General features: G+C 69.3%; 12 protein-coding genes. 7 read left to right on the top strand and 5 right to left on the bottom strand.

The window, feature by feature from the left end; genetic code table 11:
• The first annotated feature begins 29 nt into the window (after positions 1–29).
• The 4 genes from ACW172_RS00800 to ACW172_RS00785 all read left to right on the top strand — a co-directional run bounded on the left by ACW172_RS00800 (position 30) and on the right by ACW172_RS00785 (position 6,334).
• The gene (locus ACW172_RS00800; protein ID WP_492033304.1) at positions 30–1,508 is read left to right on the top strand and encodes a TolC family outer membrane protein; all 1,479 of its coding nucleotides are present in this window, start codon (positions 30–32) and stop codon (positions 1,506–1,508) included.
• A gap of 198 nt (positions 1,509–1,706) precedes the next feature.
• Positions 1,707–2,291 (top strand): DUF2497 domain-containing protein, encoded by a 585-nt coding sequence (locus ACW172_RS00795; RefSeq protein ID WP_492033303.1) that lies wholly within the window; start codon positions 1,707–1,709, stop codon positions 2,289–2,291.
• Positions 2,292–2,369: 78 nt separating this feature from the next.
• Positions 2,370–5,171, top strand: a complete 2,802-nt coding sequence (locus ACW172_RS00790; RefSeq protein WP_492033302.1) for a valine--tRNA ligase — start codon at positions 2,370–2,372, stop codon at positions 5,169–5,171.
• A 425-nt stretch (positions 5,172–5,596) separates the two neighbouring features.
• Positions 5,597–6,334: a TlyA family RNA methyltransferase gene (locus ACW172_RS00785; protein ID WP_492033301.1), complete on the top strand. Its 738-nt coding sequence runs from the start codon at positions 5,597–5,599 to the stop codon at positions 6,332–6,334.
• A 267-nt stretch (positions 6,335–6,601) separates the two neighbouring features.
• Here ACW172_RS00785 and ACW172_RS00780 read toward each other — a convergent pair whose 3' ends face one another.
• A complete protein-coding gene (locus tag ACW172_RS00780; protein ID WP_492033300.1) occupies positions 6,602–7,333 on the bottom strand; it encodes a YMGG-like glycine zipper-containing protein in 732 nt (243 codons plus the stop codon).
• A 232-nt stretch (positions 7,334–7,565) separates the two neighbouring features.
• Here ACW172_RS00780 and ACW172_RS00775 point away from each other — a divergent pair, with 232 nt between their 5' ends.
• Positions 7,566–8,810, top strand: coding sequence for a class I SAM-dependent RNA methyltransferase (locus ACW172_RS00775; protein ID WP_492033299.1), 1,245 nt, complete (start codon positions 7,566–7,568; stop codon positions 8,808–8,810).
• On the opposite strand, the gene ACW172_RS00770 is transcribed toward ACW172_RS00775, so the two are convergent.
• Genes ACW172_RS00770 through ACW172_RS00760 form a run of 3 tightly spaced genes read right to left on the bottom strand, consistent with a single transcriptional unit; the run spans position 8,800 to position 10,682 of the window.
• The gene (locus ACW172_RS00770; RefSeq protein ID WP_492033298.1) at positions 8,800–9,570 is read right to left on the bottom strand and encodes a pseudouridine synthase; all 771 of its coding nucleotides are present in this window, start codon (positions 9,568–9,570) and stop codon (positions 8,800–8,802) included. The genes ACW172_RS00775 and ACW172_RS00770 overlap by 11 nt on opposite strands.
• A gap of 39 nt (positions 9,571–9,609) precedes the next feature.
• Positions 9,610–10,107, bottom strand: coding sequence for a GlcG/HbpS family heme-binding protein (locus ACW172_RS00765; protein WP_492033297.1), 498 nt, complete (start codon positions 10,105–10,107; stop codon positions 9,610–9,612).
• Between the two features lie 26 nt (positions 10,108–10,133).
• Positions 10,134–10,682 (bottom strand): DUF938 domain-containing protein, encoded by a 549-nt coding sequence (locus tag ACW172_RS00760; RefSeq protein WP_492033296.1) that lies wholly within the window; start codon positions 10,680–10,682, stop codon positions 10,134–10,136.
• Positions 10,683–10,972: 290 nt separating this feature from the next.
• Here ACW172_RS00760 and ACW172_RS00755 point away from each other — a divergent pair, with 290 nt between their 5' ends.
• Both ACW172_RS00755 and ACW172_RS00750 read left to right on the top strand, forming a co-directional pair.
• A complete protein-coding gene (locus tag ACW172_RS00755) occupies positions 10,973–12,835 on the top strand; it encodes a phosphoenolpyruvate carboxykinase (GTP) (protein ID WP_492033295.1) in 1,863 nt (620 codons plus the stop codon).
• 116 nt (positions 12,836–12,951) lie between these two features.
• Positions 12,952–13,983: an NAD(P)/FAD-dependent oxidoreductase gene (locus tag ACW172_RS00750; RefSeq protein WP_492033294.1), complete on the top strand. Its 1,032-nt coding sequence runs from the start codon at positions 12,952–12,954 to the stop codon at positions 13,981–13,983.
• Positions 13,984–13,986: 3 nt separating this feature from the next.
• Here the strand turns inward: ACW172_RS00750 and ACW172_RS00745 are convergent, their stop codons facing one another.
• Positions 13,987–14,715: a TonB family protein gene (locus ACW172_RS00745; protein WP_492033293.1), complete on the bottom strand. Its 729-nt coding sequence runs from the start codon at positions 14,713–14,715 to the stop codon at positions 13,987–13,989.
• Between the last annotated feature and the right edge of the window lie 60 nt (positions 14,716–14,775).

Below are 14,775 nucleotides of genomic sequence, written 5' to 3'. Positions count from 1 at the left end.
TCCTCCGCGAACCCTATCGGGAATTAGACATGCTGAAACGTTCGTCCGTCATCGCGGTCGCCCTCGCCTCTGTGTCCTGGCTGGCCGTGTCCGCCGGATCCGCCTCCGCCGAGACGCTGCAGGAAGCGCTGGCCCTGGCCTATCAGACCAATCCGACCCTGCTGGCGCAGCGCGCCAACCAGCGGGCCCTGGACGAGAGCATTCCGCAGGCCCGCGCCTCCTACCGCCCGACCGTCGATGTCGGCATCGGCGCCAGCTACACCCGCACCGACGTCAAGGGTTTGCCCGTCACCGACGTCGACAACGCCAGCCTCGAAGTCAGCCTGTCGCAGACCCTCTACAGCGGCGGCCGCATCGGTCACGCCGTCAGCGCCGCCGAGGCCAATGTCCTGGCCGGCCGCGAGAACCTGCGCTCGGTCGAGCAGCAGGTCCTGGCCTCGGTCATCCAGGCCTATGTCGGCGTCCAGCGCGACATGCAGATCCTGCAGATCCGTCAGGACAATCTGACCGTCCTGCGCCGCCAGCTCGACGAATCCAACGCCCGCTTCGAAGTGGGTGAGATCACCCGCACTGACGTCGCCCAGTCCGAATCCCGTCTGGCCTCCTCGCAGGCCGATCTGGCCAACGCCCAGGCCCAGCTGTCGGTGTCGCGCGCGGCCTATGCCGCCGTCGTCGGCCAGGCCCCGACCAATCTGGTCACCCCGCCCGAGCTGCCGGGCGTCCCGACCGACTTCGAACAGGCCCTGGACATCGGCCTCGTCGAGAACCCCTCGGTCGTCGCCGCCGACTATACGCTGCAGGCCGCCGAGGCCCGCGTCGCCGCCGCCAAGTCGGCCTATCTGCCCCAGGCGGGCCTGACCGCCTCCTACGGCGGCTCGGGCGATCTCAGCCAGTTCGACCTGGCCGACCGCTCCAGCCTGACCGTCGGCGCCCAGGTTTCGATCCCGCTGTTCACCGGCGGCCTGAACTCGTCGCGCGTCGCCCAGGCCCTGGAAACCGCCAACGCGGCCAAGATCGCCATCGACGGCGAGCGCCGCGGCGTGCTGCAGGACGTCTCTTCCGCCTATGCCCAGGTCGTCTCGACCAAGGCCAACGTCACCGCCGGCAATGAGGCCGTCCGCGCCGCCACCGTCGCCGCCGAGGGCGTGCGTCAGGAGGCCCAGGTCGGCCTGCGCACCACCCTGGACGTCCTGAACCAGGAGCTGGAGCTGCGCTCCGCCCAGGTTCAGCTGGTCAGCGCCGTGGCCAACGCCTACATCGCCCAGGCCTCGCTGCTGGCCGCCATGGGCCGTCTGGAAGGCCCGACCCTGGTGCCGTCGCTGGAAGCCTATGACGCGGCCGCCAACACCGACGCCGTTCGCAACCGCGGCGCCCTGCCGTGGGATGGCGTGCTGGAGACCATCGACCGCATCGCGGCGCCCCAGGTCGTCCCCACCCCGCAAGGCGCCCAGGCCCCCATCGACACCCAGCTTCAGTCCGACGTCGTCAAGACGGCTCCCCAATCCTGAGGGGCCGGCTTAAGCCCTGGGGGTAACGGGGAGGGCAGGGACCCTCCGCGTTTACCGTGCACCTGCAAAACGCCCGTTGATTCCGGCGGGCGTTGATGCGACGACAAGGACTGTGGGGACGGCGATGGCATCGCCTGCGACCCCGCGCCGTCCATCCACGCCGTCAAGTGCGCTTTCAAGTGCCGCCGAGGTTTACGAATGTCCGACCCGACCGCCCAGGAACCGACGATGGAAGAGATCCTGGCGTCCATTCGCCGGATCATCTCCGAGGACGACGCCCCGGCCGAGACGGCCGCGGCCCCCGCGCCGGAGCCCGCCCCGGCGCCCGAGCCCGAGCCCTTCCCGGTCGCGGCGGCGCCCGAGCCCGCGCCCGTGGTGCAGGAGCCCGAGGCCGTCGAGGAGGACATCCTCGAACTGACCGACACCTATGAGGCCCCGGCCGTCGAGAGCATCGGCGATCTGGACGTCTCCTCGCCCGAGCCCGAGGCCCCGACCGCCTGGACCCCGCCGACCCCGACGCCCGACTACGACGCCTTGGTCGGCGAAAGCGCCGCCGCCAGCGCCGCTTCGGCCTTCGCCGGCCTGCACGCCAGCCTGAAGCCGGCCTCGGCCGCTCCGGCCCCGACCGGCGATCTGAACTTCATCAGCGGCTCGACCGTCGAGGGCATGGTCGCCGAAATGCTCAAGCCCATGCTCAAGGGCTGGCTCGACGCCAACCTGCCGGGCATCGTCGAACGCGCGGTCAAGGCCGAGGTAGAGCGGATCTCCCGCACCGCCGGCTAGCCCTTCGCGTATCCCGCGACTAGATCAACAGGGGCGGCTCCGGCAGGGGCCGCCTCTTCTGCTTTCTGAGATTACCTCATGCTCGACAAGACCTTCGACCCCAAGGCCTCCGAACCCCGCCTGTACAAGCAGTGGGAGCAGTCCGGCGCCTTCGCCCCGACCGAGGGCGCGGCCGAGGCGTATTCGATCGTCATCCCGCCGCCGAACGTGACGGGGTCGCTGCACATCGGCCATGCGCTCAACAACACCCTTCAGGACATCCTGACCCGCTATCACCGGATGAAGGGCAAGGCCGCCCTGTGGCTGCCCGGGACCGACCACGCCGGCATCGCCACCCAGATGGTCGTCGAGCGCCAGCTGGCCGCCGCCGGCAACATCGGCCGCCGCGACATGGGCCGCGACGCCTTCGTCGAGAAGGTCTGGGAATGGAAGGCGGAATCCGGCGGCGCCATCGTCCAGCAGCTGCGCCGCCTCGGCGCCTCCTGCGACTGGTCGCGCGAGCGTTTCACCCTCGACGAAGGCCTGAACGCCGCCGTCCGCAAGGTCTTCGTCCAGCTGCACAGGGAAGGCCTGATCTATCGCGACAAGCGGCTGGTCAACTGGGACCCGCAGTTCCAGACGGCCATCTCGGATCTGGAGGTCGAGCAGCGCGAGGTCGACGGCGCCTACTGGCATTTCGCCTATCCGCTGGCTGACGGCGTCACCTTCGAATACCCCGTCGCCTTCGACGAGGACGGCAAGGCCACCGAATACGAGACGCGCGACTATATCGTCGTCGCCACCACCCGGCCCGAGACCATGCTGGGCGACACCGGCGTCGCCGTCCACCCGACCGACGAACGCTATGCCGCGATCGTCGGCAAGTCGGTCATCCTGCCGATCACCGGCCGCCGCATCCCCATCGTCGCCGATGACTATGCCGACCCGACCAAGGGCTCGGGCGCGGTCAAGATCACGCCCGCCCACGACTTCAACGACTTCCAGGTCGGCAAGCGCGCCGGACTGCCAACGATCAACATCCTGGATGCGTTTGGTCGCATCGTCGGTCTGGCGCAGACGGACATGCGCTTCGATTCCAGCCGAGGCGGCTTCGTCGAAGATGAACAGAACCCGGACGTCAGGGGGGACGACTACGCGGCCATCGCGGCAATCCCCCATGAGCTCCAATACCTCGACCGCTTCGTCGCGCGTAAGGCCATCGTCGCCCGCGCCGAGGCCGAAGGCTGGCTGAAGGAGATCGAGAAGACCAAACACATGGTCCCGCACGGCGACCGTTCGGGCGTCGTCATCGAGCCCTGGCTGACGGACCAGTGGTACGTTGACGCCCACACCTTGGCCCAGCCCGCCATCAAGGCGGTCGAGACCGGCGCGACCGTCTTCGAGCCGGCCAGCTACTCCAAGATCTATTTCGAATGGCTGCGCAACATCGAGCCCTGGTGCATCTCGCGCCAGCTCTGGTGGGGGCACCGCATCCCGGCCTGGTATGATGCCGACGGCCAGATCTATGTCGCCGAGACCGAGGCCGAGGCGCGCGAACTGGCAGGCAACAAGCCCATCACCCAGGACGAGGACGTCCTCGACACCTGGTTCTCCTCGGCCCTGTGGCCCTTCTCGACCATGGGCTGGCCCGAGAAGACGGCGGATCTGGAGAAATTCTACCCGACCTCGGACCTGGTCACGGCGGCGGACATCATCTTCTTCTGGGTCGCCCGGATGATGATGATGGGCCTGCACTTCATGGACGAGGTCCCGTTCAAGCGCGTCATCATCAACGGCCTCGTCCGCGACGAGAAGGGGCAGAAGATGTCGAAGTCCAAGGGGAACGTCATCGATCCCCTGGTCATCATCGACGAGCTGGGCGCCGACCCGCTGCGTTTCACCATGGCCATTCTGTCGGGTACGCGCGACATCAAGTTGTCCAAGGAGCGCATTGAAGGCTACCGCAATTTCGGCACCAAGCTGTGGAACGCCGCGCGCTTCAGCCAGATGAACGAGGCCGTCCGGGTCGAGGGCTTCGACCCCTCGACCGTGACCCAGACCATCAACCGCTGGATCCGTGGCGAGCTGACCAAGGCCGAGCGTCAGGTCTCGGAAGCCATCGAGGGCGGCCGTTTCGACGACGCCGCCTCGGCCCTCTACCGCTTCGTCTGGAACGTCTTCTGCGACTGGTACGTCGAACTGTCCAAGCCGGTCCTGCAAGGGACTGACGAGGCGGCGAAGGCCGAGACCCGCGCCATGACCGCCTGGACCCTCGACCAGACGCTGAAGCTGCTGCACCCGGTCATGCCCTTCATCACCGAGGAGCTGTGGGACGAGCTGGGCAAGGAGGGCCCCGCGCGTGACGAACCGATGCTGATCGGCTCGACATGGCCCGTCCTGCCCGACGCCTTCGTCGATGCGGAGGCCGAGGCCGAGATCGGCTGGCTGGTCGATCTGGTCACCGAGGTGCGTCAGTTGCGCGCCGAGATGAACGTCCCGCCCGGCGCCAAGCCGCCGCTGGCCTTCGTCAGCCCCGACGCCGTCACCGCCGGCCGCATCGATCTGCACCGGCCCCTGATCCTGACCCTGGCCCGGGTGTCCGAGGTCGCGACGGCCGACGCCGCGCCCGCGGGCGCGGTCAGCTTCGTCATCGGCGGCGCCACGGCCGCGATCTCGCTCGCCGGGACAATCGACGTCGCCGCCGAGAAGGCGCGTCTGGCCAAGGCCATCAAGGCCGCCGTCGACGACGTCGCCCACATCAACAAGAAGCTGGGCAACCCCAACTTCGTCGCCAAGGCGGCCCCCGCCGTGATCGAGGAACAGCGCGCCAAACTGGCCGAGGCCGAAGAAGCCCACGCCAAACTGGTCGCCGCGCTAGAGCGCATCGAGGCGATGGGCTGACCCACATCTACCGCTCATCCCGGCGAAGGCCGGGATCCAGATCCAGACTGGGCATCTGCCGCAAGGATCCGGACGGCGGGAAACTTCAGGCGCTGCCTGTGAATCTGGATCCCGGCATTCGCCGGGATGAGCGGTGAGAGTGGGGGATGAGCGGCGTGTGGTGTGAAATCGGGTCAGCATGGCGAAACACGGCCACGCCTGACCCAGCAGTCCATCCGCACCCTTCAATCCGGCGCCGTCCGCGCCCGTGCTAGAATGCCTGAACGGCTGATCCCGCCCGGAGACCTCCTCCGACGTGGCACGGTTTGGCACGGTTTGGCGCCCCGTTTTCGCGGCGCCCTGCCAGACTTCGCAGAGCGGCAAGTGGCGGTGTTTGGCGGTGTGGCGGTGTTTTCCAGACCGCCAGATCAAGACGACGAGGGATCATGATGAAAGACCGCCTGGACCAGCTTCTCGTCGATCGCGGCCTGTCCGAGAGCCGGTCGCGGGCGCGCGCGGCGATCGAGGCGGGCGGGGTCACCGTCAACGGCCAGCCCGCCAAGGCCGCCTCCCAGAAGGTCGATCGCGACGCCGAGATCACCGCGGTTGACGCCCACCGCTTCGTCGGGCGTGGCGCGCTCAAGCTGGATCACGCCCTGACCCTCTGGCCCATCGTCGTGGAGGGCAGGGTCGCCCTTGACGTCGGCGCCTCGACCGGCGGCTTCACCGAGGTCTGTCTGGAGCGCGGCGCGGTAAAGGTCTTCGCCGTCGACGTCGGCTCGGGCCAGATGCATGAGCGGATCGCCGCCGACCCGCGCGTGATCAATCTGGAGAAGACCGACGCCCGCACCCTCGACACGGCCCTGATCCCCGAAGCGCCCCAACTGGTCGTCTGCGACGCCAGCTTCATCGGCCTCGCCAAGGTCCTGCCCGCCGCTCTCGACCTCGCCGCGCCCGGCGCCGACCTGATCGCCCTCGTCAAACCCCAGTTCGAAGGCTCCGGCCCCTCCAGCGCGGGCAAGAAGGGCGTGGTCAAGGACCCCGAGGCCCACGCCGCCGCCGTCGCCGGTGTCCGCGACTGGCTCGAAAGCATCGGCTGGACCGTCAAGGCCACGACCGAAAGCCCCATCACCGGCGGCGACGGCAACGTCGAGTTCCTGCTGTGGGCCGCAAAGGGAGGCTGAAGAAACCACCAACCTGTCGCTCAAGCAGCGAGCCGCCGCGCGGCGAGCGTTAGCGACACCCCACAATGTCGCTGAAGCAGCGAGCGACCGCGTCGCGAGCGTTAGCGACCCTTCAACATGTCGCTCAAGCAGCGAGCCGCCGCGCGGCGAGCGTTAGCGACACCAGAAAATGGAAAGCCGCCGACGGATTTCTCCGCCGGCGGCTCCCGTCACGTCGTCGACCGACAGGGGGGCTGAAAAGAATCGACGCCGCGATCTCGTTAGGGCTTAGCGCGGGCGCCAGCCGTATTGGGGGTCGTACCAGTACCGGCCGTCGGCGCTGTACTGGACCTGGCCGCGGTAGTCGTCGCGACGGTCATAGCCGTCCCGGCGGTCGCGGCGGCTGTCCTGGCGACCATCGGTGTAGCCCTGGTTGTAGGAGCCGTAGCTGGAGCTGTAGCTCGAGCCATAGCTGCTGGAGGGCGCCGAATAGTAGGAGGACGAACCCGAGTAGGAGGGGGCGGTGCTGTACGGGCCATAGCCGTTCTGGTCGTAGTAGACCTGGGCCCGCTGGTCGTAGCCACGGTCGTCATAGCCGCGGTCGTCATAGCCCTGATAGGCCGGGACCCGGGCATAGCCCGAGCTGTAGGCCGGCTGGCCATAGCCCTGGTTCTGGTAGCAGCGGTCGCTGGAGCCCCGGCCGACGCTGCCGCCGATGACGGCGCCGAGCACGCCGCCCAGGATCGAGCCCTCGGTGCGGCGGCCGCGCGCGGCCAGCTGGGAGCCGACGACGGCGCCCGCGCCCGCACCGATCACGGCGCCGGCCCCGGTGCGGCCTTCGCGCTCGCGGTCGCAGGGGTTGTAGTAGGTTTGCGAGCCGTAGTCGTACTGCGACTGGCCGTAGGTGGCGCCGCCGTAGCCCTGGACATAGGTCTGGGCGCTGGCCGCGGCGGGCAGCGAAGCGGCGGCGGTCGCGACGGCGACGGCGGCCAGAACGGGTTTTGAGAACGTGGCGAACATCTTGAGGTCCTTGATCCCTGTTGCAGATCTGGCCGCTGAACGGATCAGCACCGCGTCTGTTGCATCAAGGTTTAGGACACCGAAGCTGAACGGCCTTTGAGCGCGCCGTTCATCTTCGTTCATGTTTGAAGAGCGCTAACGCTCACCGCGCGGCGGTTCGCTGCTTGAGCGCGAAAGCGTGTGATTTGGCTCCGGCTTGAGCGCCGGAAGGGTAGGGGATAGAGACCCGCTGATGGAAACCTTGACGATCGCCCGTGTCGGCGGACAGGGCGACGGGATCGCCCAGACGCCGGGCGGGCTGGTGTTCGCCCCCCTGACCCTGCCGGGCGAGACCATCCGTGCCGAGACGATCAAGGACGGCCGCGCCGAGGGCGTGGAGATCCTCACCGCCAGCCCCGACCGGGTCGCCCCCGTCTCGCCCCGGTACGGCGACTGCGGCGGCTGCTCGCTGCAGCACTGGGCGACCGGCCCCTATCTGGAGTGGAAGCGCGAACAGGTGCGGCTGGCCCTGGCCCGCGAGGGGATAGAGACCGAGATCGAAGCCACCGTCGCCGTGCCCATGGCCTCGCGCCGCCGCGTGGCTCTGCATGCCCGCCGTCTCGAAGACGGCAAGGTCGTCCTCGGCTTTAAGGCCCGCAAGAGCTGGCGGCTGGTCGAGATCACGGAATGCCCGGTCGCCGACCCGCGTCTGGTCCGCGCCTTCCCGTCGCTGGCCAAGGTGGCGGGGGCCTTCCTCGAACACCCCAAGTCGGCCCCCACGCTTCATGTGACCTGGACCGAGGCCGGCCTCGACGTCGATGTGACCGGGGTGGAGCGCAAGTCGGGCGGCCTGTCCCGTGACCGGCAGATGCAGGCCATCCGCGCCGCCAATGAGGCCGATCTGGCCCGGCTTTCGATGGCCGGAGAGACCCTGGTCATGGCCCGCCAGCCGCGCGTCATGTTCGGCCCGGCCAGCGTGCCCCTGCCGCCCGGCGGCTTCCTGCAGGCCGTGCCTGAGGCCGAACTGGCCATGACCAGCCGCGCCGTCGCCGCCGTGAAGGGGGCGAAGAAGGTCGCCGACCTGTTCTGCGGCTCCGGCAGCTTCACCTTCCCCCTGGCGACCGTGGCGCCCGTGCTGGCCGCCGACGCCTCCGCGCCCGGGATCGCGGCCCTCAAGGCGGGGGTCAGCTCGACCTCGGGCCTGCGCCAGATCACGGCCGAGGCGCGGGACCTGTTCCGCCGCCCCCTGTCGCCGTTCGACCTCAAGGGCTGCGACGCCATCGTCTTCGACCCCCCGCGCGCGGGCGCCCTCGATCAGACGCAGCAGATCGCCGGGACCAAGGCCTCGGTGGTCGTGGGCGTGTCCTGCAACCCCACGACCTTCGCCCGCGATGCGAAGGTCCTGATCGACGCCGGCTTCCGGCTGGAGACGGTGACCCCCGTCGACCAGTTCCTGTGGTCGGCCCACGTCGAACTGGTCGGGGTGTTCAGGCGCTAGGCGTCTGCCCCAGCAGGGCGGCGCGCTCCTCGGCCGTGGCCATCCGCCACTTGCCCTCGGGAATGCCGTCCAGCCGGATCGGGCCGATGCGGACGCGGATCAGGTCGACGACCTCGAGGTCCACCATCTCGCACATCCGGCGGATCTGGCGATTGCGGCCTTCGCGCAGGATGAACTTGAGCCGGAAGGACTCCATCCGGCTGACATAGGCGGGGCGCAGCTGACGCCCGTCCAGCATCAGGCCGTGGCGCAGGATCTTGAGCTTCTTCTCGGTCACATCGCCGACCACCCGGACGAGGTACTCCTTGTCGAGGTCGCTGTCGGGCCCGATCACCGCCTTGGCCACCACCCCGTCGGAGGACAGCAGCAGGAGGCCGCGCGAGTCCTCGTCCAGCCGCCCGATGGGGGGCAGGGAGGCGTCGGCCGGCGGGACCTCGCCCTCGCCGATGCGATTGGCCTCGGTCAGCAGGCGGACGGCCGGGATCTTGTCGGGCTCGGGCTGGCCCGAGACATAGCCGACGGGCTTGTGGATCAGGATGGTCACGCCCGCGGCCAGGGCCTCGGTCGCCTGATCGGCCAGAACCAGCGTCTGGCCGGTCTCGATCTTGCGCCCGGCGTCGGTGACCACGGCCCCGTCGATGGAGACCAGACCCTGGGCGATCAGGGCGTCGGCCTCGCGGCGGGAACAGACGCCGGTCTGGCCCATCCACTTGTTCAGCCGGATCGGTTCGTCGCCGTCATAGGTGCGGGTGAAAGCCATGGCCGGTCCTAGAGGCCATGGCTCCCATCGGGCAAGGCTTTACTGACCCAGCGCCGCCTTCGCGATCTCATTGTCCTCGGACGCCGCCGCGCCCGAGACGCCGATGGCCCCGACGATCTTGCCGTCGACGACGATGGGAATGCCGCCGGCGATAGGCAGGCTGTCTTCGTTGGCCAGGGTCACCGTGCGGCCGGCCAGGGTGCGTTCTTCCATCGTGGAGGTGGGCATCCGGTAGCGGGCGGCCGTCGAGGCCTTCTTCTGGGCCACGAAGATGGAGCCGTACTGGGTGTCGTCCATGCGCACGAAGGCGACCAGCTCGCCCGAGGGCTCGACGATGGCCACGGCCATGCGGAAGTGACGGGCCTCGGCGGCGGCGACGGCGCGGGCGATCAGGGCCTGGGCGGCCTCAAGGCTGATCGGCGCACCATAGGCGGGCGGCTGGGGCGAGGGGGCCGGGGCAGGGGTGGGCGCCGCAGTCTGGGCGAAGGCCGGGGCGGTGAGGGCGAGACAGGCGATAGCGGCGAGAGCGGTCTTCATGGGCGTTTCCTTTGTTGTCGTTGGGTTCAGGCGCGGCGGAACAGGAGCATCAGGTTGTTGGCGGGCATGGCGACCCTGAGGGTCAGGTGCAGGCCGTGCCTGCGGGCCTCGGCGGCGATGGCGTCGCGGTCGCGCAGGCCCCAGGCGGGGTCGCGGGACCTCAGGCTGTCGTCGAAGGCGGCGTTGGACGGGGCCAGTTCGACGTCGGCCTCGCGATAGGGGCCATAGAGGGCCAGAAGCCCGCCGGGATTGGCCAGGACCCGCTCCGCGCCGGCCATCAGACCCTCGGTCGCGGTCCAGGGGCTGATGTGGATCATGTTGATGCAGAGGACCGCGTCGAACGGGCCCTCAGGCCAGCTCTCCGGTTGGGAAGCGTCCAGATCGAGGGGAGGGCGCAGGTTCGGCGGACCATGCAAGCCGGTCCAGGCCCCGATGCTGATCCGCGCCTCCTCACTGGGGTCGGCGGGCGTCCAGTCGAGCCCCGGGAACGACTCGGCGAAGGCGACGGCGTGCTCTCCGGAGCCCGCGGCGATCTCCAGCACCCGTCCATGGGTCGGAAAATGCGCGGCGAGCACCTGTCGGATAGGTTCAATATTGCGTCTCGCCGCCGGCGAGGAAATCGCTCCGGACGGGAGGTTTTCAAGCGCATCCATCGTCTTCATTCGAATGATACCGGTGTCATCGCAGAGGTCAAAAATCACTTCATGATGAACAACATAGCGGGCGTGAGCGGTGGAAACTTGCCACAGTTGACGCAGGGTCCGCAGGCTGTCTTTGTAACTGAAACATCACGTCATGTTACATCTAGAGGTTAGCGGCGCCGCTTCGAAATGAGCGCCGCAGCCGGTGGTTCAGGAGCTATCCCATGTCCGCACTCGAGATCGAACCGGTATCTGTACCGGGCCTTCACCCTGCGCCAACGCGTCACGCCCGGCTGGTCGCCTGGGTCGAGCAGATCGCGGCGTTGACGCGGCCGGACCGGGTCCACTGGTGCGACGGGTCGGAGGCCGAGAAGGCCGCCATCGTCGCCGACCTGATCGACAAGGGCACGCTGAAGGCGCTGGACCCGGTCAAACGCCCCGGCAGCTACTACGCCGCCTCGGACCCGCGTGACGTGGCCCGGGTCGAGAGCCGCACCTTCATCTGCTCAGAGGATGAGGCCGACGCCGGCCCGACCAACAACTGGTCAGACCCGATCGAGATGCGCGAGCGGCTGGACGGCCTGTTCGACGGCTGCATGGTCGGCCGGACCATGTATGTGGTCCCGTTCTCGATGGGGCCGCTGGGCTCGAAGATCTCGGCCCTGGGCGTCGAGATCACCGACAGCGGCTATGTCGCCGTCTCGATGGGCATCATGACCCGTATGGGCAAGCCGGCGCTTGACGTGCTGGGCGACGACGGCGTCTTCGTACCGGCGGTCCACACCCTGGGCGCGCCCCTGGCCCCCGGCCAGTCGGACGTGGCCTGGCCCTGCAACGCCGACAAGTGGATCGTCCACTTCCCCGAGACGCGCGAGATCTGGTCCTACGGCTCGGGCTACGGCGGCAACGCCCTGCTGGGCAAGAAGTGCTACGCCCTGCGCATCGCCTCGGTCATGGCCCGCGACGAGGGCTGGCTGGCCGAGCACATGCTGATCCTCAAGCTGACCAACCCGGACGGTGAGGCCAAGTACGTCGCCGCCGCCTTCCCCAGCGCCTGCGGCAAGACCAACCTGGCCATGCTGCAGCCGACGCTGCCGGGCTGGAAGGCCGAGACCATCGGCGATGACATCGCCTGGATGCGCTTCGGCGACGACGGCCGGCTGTACGCGGTGAACCCCGAGGCCGGCTTCTTCGGCGTCGCGCCGGGCACCAGCCATGCCTCGAACACCAACGCCATGGCCACCCTGGCGACCAACACCGTCTTCACCAACACCGCCCTGACCGCCGACGGCGACGTCTGGTGGGAGGGGATGTCGAAGGACGCCCCCGAAGGCATGACGACCTGGAAGGGCGCCGCCTATGACGCCGCCTCGGGCGAGCCCGCGGCCCACCCGAACGCCCGCTTCGCCTCGCCGGCCTCGCAGTGCCCGACCATCGCCCCCGAATGGGAAGACCCCAGGGGCGTGCCGATCTCGGCCATCCTGTTCGGCGGCCGCCGCGCCTCGGCCGTGCCGCTGGTGACCGAGGCCTTCGACTGGGAGCACGGGGTCTTCCTCGGCTCGACCGTCGCCTCGGAAGGCACCGCCGCCGCCGAGAACGCCATCGGCGAGCTGCGCCGCGATCCCTTCGCCATGCTGCCCTTCTGCGGCTACAACATGGGCGACTACTTCCGGCACTGGCTGAGCCTGGGCGAGACCGCGCAGGACGCCTCGAAGCTGCCGCGCATCTACTTCGTCAACTGGTTCCGCAAGAACGAGGACGGCCAGTTCGTCTGGCCGGGCTTCGGCGAGAACGCCCGCGTCCTGAAGTGGATCTCCGAGCGTCTGGACGGCACGGCGACGGCGACCGAGACCCCGGTCGGCCGCGTGCCCACGGCGGACGCGCTGGACCTGGAAGGCCTCGACCTGTCGGACGCCGACCTGCAGCTGCTGCTGGACGTCGATACGCAGGTCTGGAGCGAGGAAGCCTCGCTGATCCCGGCCTTCTACGACAGGTTCGGCGACCGCCTGCCCAAGGCCCTGTGGGCCCAGCATGAGGCGCTGGTCGAGCGTCTGAACGCCGAAGGCGGGTTGGCGGTCTCCGCTTAAGAGCCCCTCCGTCTCCTCGCGAAGGGCTCGGAGCCACCTCCCCATCGCTGCGCGACGGGGAGGAGACGGGGAGGACAAGGCTTGAAATGAAGGCACGGGCGGTCGAAGGACGGTCCGTGCCTTCTTCGTTTCCTCCCCTGACTACCGACACTCTCGTCATCGGCGCCGGCGTGCTGGGGCTGTGCACGGCCGTGGAGCTGACCCGGCGCGGTCGGGACGTGCTGGTGCTCGATCCGGGTGGGGCCAACGCCTCGTCCGTGGCGGCCGGGATGATCGCCCCGGGGATCGAGGCCTTCGTCGACGGGGCGACGCCGGAGCAGGCGCGGCTGCTGCGCGCGGCGGGGCGGCTGTGGGCGGACATTCCCGAGGTCAGGCTGAAGCCCGCGCCCGCTGTCTGGCGCGGCAAGGATGCCGAACGAACCGTGGCGGCGCTGGAGGCCTTGGGCTTTTCAGCCTCGCTGGACGGTCAGGGACAGGTGCAGGTCCCCGGCGATGTTCAGGTGGACCCTGTGTCGGCTCTGGCGGCCCTGAAGGCGGTGCTGAAGACGCCGCCAGTGGTGACCTCTGCCCTTCGGATCGCCCGGGCCGAGACGGGCTGGAGCGTTGAGACGGAGGCGGGGCCCATCGCGGCGACGACGGTGGTGCTGGCCACCGGCGCGGCCGAACCCCTGCCGGGCCTGCCCGAGGCCGTCGCGGCGCTGATCCGCCAGATCGCCCCGATCCGGGGGCAGATCGGCTTCACCGCCCAGACCCTGGCGGAGACGGTCACGCGCGGGGCAGGGGGCTATGTGGCGCCGACCGAGGGCGGGTCCCTGATCGGGGCGACCATGGAGCCCGGGCGGCGCGATCTGGAGCCCGACGCCGACGTCGGGGCGCGGCTGGCGGCCATGGCGGCGGCCCTGATCGAATGCGAGATCGAGGACGGCGTCTACTGGCGCGTCGGGGTGCGCGGGGCGACGCCGGACGGCCTGCCCATGGCCGGCTTCAGCGGCGAGGCAGGGCTCTATCTGGCCCTGGCGCCGCGCCGCAACGGCTGGCTGCTGGGACCGCTGGTCGGGCGGGTGGTCGCCGATGAGATCACTTCACAGGCTGGGGGCGGCGACGCGCTCGAGCACGCCGCCGCCCTGAACCCGCTCAGGTTCGCCTGAGTCTTACTCGCCCGCCGCGAAGCGGACGGTGAAGGAGACCTTGGCGCCGTCGATGGCCTGGCCGTTGACCGCGCCGGGCTGCATCCGGAAGTACCGGGTCAGGCCCATGGCCGCATTACCGAAGCGGCGGCCGGACGGGGTCTCGGCGGTCACCGAGCAGTTGCTCAGCGTGCCCGCCGCGCTGACCGTGCACAGCAGGGCCGCCGAGCCGGACTCACCGTTGCTGAGCGCCCGTTCCGGATAGGCCCGGCTCATCTGCGCCGCCGAGGGCTGGCTGGCCCACTGCGGCCGGGTGATGACCGCCGGAGGACGGGGCGGCTCGACCGCCGTGCCCGGCTGTTCGACCGGCTTGGCGTCATTGAAGTTGATCACCGGCCCGGGCTCGCCCGTGGGCTTGGACAGGGTCTCGGCGACAAAGGTGTCGGTCACCGTGGTCGGGGTGGGCGTCTGGTGGATGGTGTTGGTCGCCGGCCGCGGTTGGTCGGGCTTGGGCGGTTCGGGCACGGGCGGCTTCACCAGCGGGTCCATCGTCACCTTGATGGCGTCCGGCTCGGGCGCCGTCTCGTTCGGCGTCAGTTCGAACTTCTGATAGTAGAGGGCGGCGCCGACCCCGATGTGGGCCAGGACCACGATGCTCACCGCGATCAGGGTCGCGCGCGGCATCGGCTTCTTGCGTTCGGCGTAGTCGATAGGGCTGACCAGTCCAGGTCCCCCGGCTGTCTTCATCATCATGGCAGTCACTCCCGTGGCCGCTCCCCAGCCGCCCACAAAACGAAGTTCGCGCTCAGCTTG

The sequence above is a fragment of the Brevundimonas sp. ALps5 genome, from assembly GCF_058681645.1.
The sequence above is the reverse complement of the archived record's forward strand: the minus strand, read 5'-3'. Positions and strand labels throughout refer to the sequence as shown.